The sequence below is a fragment of the Streptomyces sp. NTH33 genome (genome assembly GCF_003236365.1).
Taxonomy (GTDB): domain Bacteria; phylum Actinomycetota; class Actinomycetes; order Streptomycetales; family Streptomycetaceae; genus Streptomyces.
Genome location: NZ_POTZ01000502.1, coordinates 1 through 4887, shown reverse-complemented (window position 1 = coordinate 4887; position 4887 = coordinate 1). Strand labels below are relative to the sequence as shown.

Genomic DNA, 4887 nt, shown 5'->3' with positions numbered 1-4887 from the left:
CGGCGGGGGCCTCGTCCGGGAGGCCGGTCTCCGGGGCCTCGGGGCGCGGCTGCTCCACGGCCTGGGCGTCGGCGGGAGACACGGCGGCCCGCACCGATGGCTGCGCGGCGTCGTCCGCGGTCTCCGGTGCGACTGCGGCCTCCGGCACGACCGCGACTTCCGGCACGACCGCAGCCTCCGGCACGACCGCGGCCTCCGGCACGACCGCGGCCTCGGGCGGCTCCTGGGCGACGGCGGGTGCCTCGGTGGCGTCCGTGTGGCCCGTCTCGGGGGCCGGGACGGCTGCCGGAACCTGCACGGCCTCCGGAACGGTCCCGCCCGGGCCCTGCTCCGCGGGCACGCCCTCGTGGCCGGCCCCGGGCTGCGGCTCCGCCTCCGCGACAGGCACGGCGTGGGTGGGCTCGCCCGCGTCCACGACCTCGGCGGCCTCCTCGGCACGGGCGGCAACGCCCGCACCGCCGGGCGCGTGCCCGGCCTCGGACACCTGCCCGCCGGGAGCGGTCCGGGCGTCTCCGGGCTCCTGGTCTGCCTCGGCCACCTGGCCGTCCGCCGGGCCCTGGACGCCCTCCGGGGCGTACGTCGCCTCGACGGCACCGCCAGGCACAACCCCGGCATCCTGCACCTGACCGCTCGGAGCGGTTCCGCCCGCCCCGGACAGCTGCCCGGCCTCGACGGCGGGCACGGTCTCCGTCGCGCCCTCGGGCACCACTCCGGCCGCAGGCACCTGACCGTCCTCGGGCATCCGACCGCCCACCGGGCCGAGGGCAGCGTCGGCCGTCGCCTGGCTGTCCACCGGCTCCTGTCCGTCCGTCTCGGTCGTGAGGCGGGTCGCCGCGGCCCGGACCGCGGTGGCCGGGTCCGGGGCAGCCGGGTCCGGGGCAGCCGTTTCCGCGGCCGTCGCCCCCACGCCGACCGGCGGAGTCGCCGGGGTCACCGGAGTCGCCGCGGCGGCCTGGGCGCCCCAGGGAGCGGCGCCCTGCGGGGCCATCTCGCGCAGCGGGGGGACGTCGAGGTACTCGGGACCGGCCGCGGGCGGTCCGGGGCGCCGGACCGGGGCGCCCGCGGGGCCGCGGTCGGCCAGGGAGCGGACCGGGCTCGCGGAGGCGTCCGGGATCGGCGGCCCGAGGTGCAGCGGCCGGCGCGGGGGCATCGGCGCGGCGGGCCCCAGGGGGTCGGGATGCCGTACGCCCGTGAGGTCGACCGAGCCGCTGTCACGACCGGAGGTCTCGTGCGGCCCCGGCTCGTGGACGGCCTCGACGACCGGTTCCGGGGCGGGCGGGGGCACCTCGTTGCCCCACGCACCCTGGGAACCGGGCAGCAGCAGGTCTTCGTCCTCGGCGGGAGACTCGGAGAGGTAGGCGTACGCACCGTGCGCGGCAACGCCCGGCTGCTCCACCATGCCTGCGCTCTCCGGCAGCCCTTCGCCCGGGACCTGGCCGGTGTCGGTCATGCGTACCCCTCGCCCATCGGTTTCGTGCTCCTACGACCAGCTCACCCGGAACGGCGCACCGACCGCCCCGTGGTGAAGAACGAGCGTCCGCGCCCTGCGGCACGAACAACCCGCCCGGAAAAGGCGACAAAGCCATTGAGTGGCATTCTCGCGGTCGTCCGGCCGCCGCGACAGCATGATCCGCGACAGTCCGCTGTGGACTGCGCCACGTTGCGCGCCCTCCGGTCCCGCCGTACCACACCCGCCCCAGAACGGGTGGGTTTTCCGGACATTGAAACGGACATTGGCGAACGAACTTCCGGACCACCCGGTGCGGTGCGACGATCGGCCAGCCTATCGCGCGCGGTACGACAACCTGATCACGGGGCACGTTCGGGCAGCACACCACTGAGCAGGAAGACCACGCTCCGCTCCTTCTCCGTCCACGCGCGCGTGTCGAGTCCGACGGACTGCAGCAGGGCGCACTCGACCCGGTAGCCGTGCTCGGTGAGGTCGCGGCCGACGAGTTCGGCCGCGTCCCGGGTCGCGGCGTGGGTGACGATCCGCTGCGGGCGCCGGTCGGCGACCGCGGAGACCACGGCCGCTCCCCCGCCTCCGACGCGGACGACGTCCGGTTCGGGCAGGTTCTCCAGGACGTGCGGGGCGCTGCCGTGCACCACCTGCGGCTGGACGCCGAAGCGGCGGGCGGCCGACTCGGTGCGGGCGCAGGCCTGGGGGTCGCGGTCGACGGCGATGACGGCGGCGCCGGCGCGCGCGGCCTCGGTGGCGAAGGCGCCGCTGCCGCAGCCGATGTCCCATACCAGGTCGCCGACGCGCGGCCCGAGGCGGGCCAGTTGGGCGGCCCGGAGCAGATCCGTTTCTCCTTCGCCGAGTCCGCCGCCGTAGGCCTCGGCGGGCTGGGTCCAGCCGCGTGGTCCGGTGCCCGGGTCGCGTCCGGCGATCCAGCCGCCGCCCTCGGCGCCGCCCCGGCCGCCGATGACGATGACCACGTTGGGGTCGCGCCAGGTGTGGTCGGCGGCCTTGTCGGAGGTGACGACGCTGACCTGCTCGCGCTCGGTGCCGAGTTCCTCGCAGATGACGAAGGTGCGGTGGACGCCCTCGAGGAGCAGGCCCAGCTCGGCGGGTCCGGCGCCGGGGGCGGTGAGCACGGCGACCTTGGTGTGGGCACGGCATACGTTCACCGCGCGTCGCAGGGTGCGCTTGTGTGCGACGACCACCTGGGCGTCGTCCCAGGGCATCCCGGCGCGGGCGAAGGCGGCGGCCACGGACGACACGGCGGGTACGACCTCGACCTCCAGGCCGAACTCGGGTGCGCGCAGGGCCCGTACGACCCCGAAGAAGCCCGGGTCGCCGTCGGCGAGCACCACGGCGGTGCCGCGGTGGGCGGCGATACGGCGGGCGGCGAGGGCGACGCTGCCGAGGCGGATGCGCTCGGCGGTGCGCGGCACCTCGGGCAGCGCCAGGTGGTGGGCGGCTCCCGCCACGAGGGTGGCGGCGCCCAGCGCGCCGCGCGCCGCGTCGGTCAGCGGCGAACCGTCCCAGCCGATCACCGTGACCCGGTCGGCCATCGTCGTCAGTCTCCAGGATTGCGCAGGTCATGAGGTACGGATGCCCGGGCGGGCCCCGTGAGAGTACCCGGTGGAGTTGTACGGCGCGCGGCAGGACGTGGGGGCCCGCCGTCCCGGCGTGTCAGTTCCAGTCCGGGAACGACGTGAAGCCGCCGGTCTCGGCGAGTTGTTCGCCCGCGCCCTCCAGGTCCTCCGGCAGCAGGCTCCACACGATGTAGTCGGTCCGCATGTCGGTCCAGGTGCCGTCCTCGGTGCGGACGTGCGCTATGCAGGCGTTGCGCAGCACGCCCTCGCTGATGCAGCCGATCTTCTGGGCCACCTGCTGGGAGGCGGTGTTGCCGGCGGCCGTGCGCAGCTCGATGCGTTCGAACTCCTGGTCGCGGAAGAGCCATTGGGCGGTGGCCAACGCGGCCTCGGCGGCATAGCCCTCGCCGCGGGCCCAGGGGGCGACGACGTACAGCAGTTCGGTGGACCGTACGTGCCAGTTGGTCCTGGTCAGCTGGATGATGCCGACCAGCCGCTGGGTGAGGAACTCGGTGACGGCGAGGTGCAGGCCGCGGCCGGCGGTGCGCTCGGCGGGGGCGTACTCGGTGATCCAGGCGCGGGCACCGTCCTCGGTGAACGGCTGGGGGACGTCGGTCCAGGCCGCGACCTGTTCGTCGTTCATCATCTCGGCCAGGGCGGGCACGTCGTCCTCCTCCAGGGGACGCAGCACCAACCGCTCCGTGCTGATGGAGATGTCGGGGAAGGTGCTAGTCATGCGCCGCTCCGTAACCTTCGGAAGAACCGTCAGGGCTTGCTGAACTGTTCAGCATGCAGCATGAAAGCACCGAACCGCACCACGGGGTCCTCCCCCACCACCTGGACGGTGTGGGGGAGGACCCCCGTCCGGTGAGGGAGCGGACCCCGTCCGTGACCGTACCCGGCGGGCGGTGTGCGGTCCGGTGTGCGGATCAGAACGCCGGGACGACCGCGCCGTCGTACTTGTCCTCGATGAACTTCTTCACCTCGGGCGAGGTGAGCAGCTCGACCAGCTTCTTCACGCGCGGGTCGTTCTCGTTGCCCTTCTTCACGGTGAGGAGGTTGGCGTACGGGTTGCCCTCGGCGGACTCGGCGGCGAGTGCGTCCCTGGCCGGGCTGAGCTTGGCCTCCAGCGCGTAGTTGCCGTTGATCACCGCGGCGTCGACGTCACCGAGGGAGCGCGGCAGCTGGGCCGCCTCCAGCTCCTTGAACGTGAGGTTCTTCGGGTTGGAGGCGATGTCCTTGGGGGTCGCGTCGTATCCGGCGCCCGCCTTGAGCTTGATCACGCCGTTGGCCTCGAGGAGCTTCAGGGCGCGCGCCTCGTTGGTGGTGTCGTTGGGCAGCGCGACGGTGGCGCCCTTCTTCAGGTCGTCCAGCTTCTTGACGCTCTCGGAGTACACGCCGAGCGGCTCCAGGTGCACGGTGCCGCCCGGGACCGGGACGATGTCGGTGCCGTTCTTCTTGTTGAAGTCGTCGAGGTACGGCTTGTGCTGGAAGTAGTTGGCGTCGACCTGGCCCTGCTGGACGGCCGTGTTCGGGGTCACGTAGTCGGTGAACTCCTTGACCTCCAGCTTCAGGCCGGCCTTCTTCGCCAGGTTGTCCTTGACGTAGGTGAGGATCTCGCCCTGCGGGGTGGGGGTGGCGGCGACCGTCAGCGTGGCGTTCGCGTCGGTCTTGGAGGAACCGGAGTCCGAACCGGAGCCGCAGGCGGTGAGCCCGAGGGTGAGGGCTCCGGTGGCCAGGACAGCAGCGGTGATCTTGGCGGTGTTACGCACGAAAAGTGCCTTTCCTTGGTGGTGCGACCCCTGGATTCAGGGGGCGGCGGCGCGAAGCGCCGTCGTTGAGGGG

General features: G+C 73.6%; 3 protein-coding genes and 1 pseudogene. All 4 read right to left on the bottom strand.

Annotated elements, in window-relative coordinates; genetic code table 11:
* Positions 1 to 1450, bottom strand: a pseudogene (locus tag C1I97_RS40285) (nicotinate-nucleotide--dimethylbenzimidazole phosphoribosyltransferase); the annotation flags it as partial.
* 359 nt (positions 1451 to 1809) lie between these two features.
* A complete protein-coding gene (cbiE, locus tag C1I97_RS31555) occupies positions 1810 to 3018 on the bottom strand; it encodes a precorrin-6y C5,15-methyltransferase (decarboxylating) subunit CbiE (protein WP_111006481.1) in 1209 nt (402 codons plus the stop codon).
* A gap of 121 nt (positions 3019 to 3139) precedes the next feature.
* Positions 3140 to 3778, bottom strand: a complete 639-nt coding sequence (locus C1I97_RS31550) for a GNAT family N-acetyltransferase (protein WP_111006480.1) — start codon at positions 3776 to 3778, stop codon at positions 3140 to 3142.
* Positions 3779 to 3971: 193 nt separating this feature from the next.
* Positions 3972 to 4814, bottom strand: coding sequence for a MetQ/NlpA family ABC transporter substrate-binding protein (locus C1I97_RS31545; RefSeq protein WP_111006479.1), 843 nt, complete (start codon positions 4812 to 4814; stop codon positions 3972 to 3974).
* Between the last annotated feature and the right edge of the window lie 73 nt (positions 4815 to 4887).

Excerpts from the sequence above, each read along its gene's own strand:
- cbiE (WP_111006481.1), bottom strand. The coding sequence starts at position 3,018 with ATGGCCGACCGGGTCACGGTGATCGGCTGGGACGGTTCGCCGCTGACC.
- C1I97_RS31550 (WP_111006480.1), bottom strand. The coding sequence starts at position 3,778 with ATGACTAGCACCTTCCCCGACATCTCCATCAGCACGGAGCGGTTGGTG.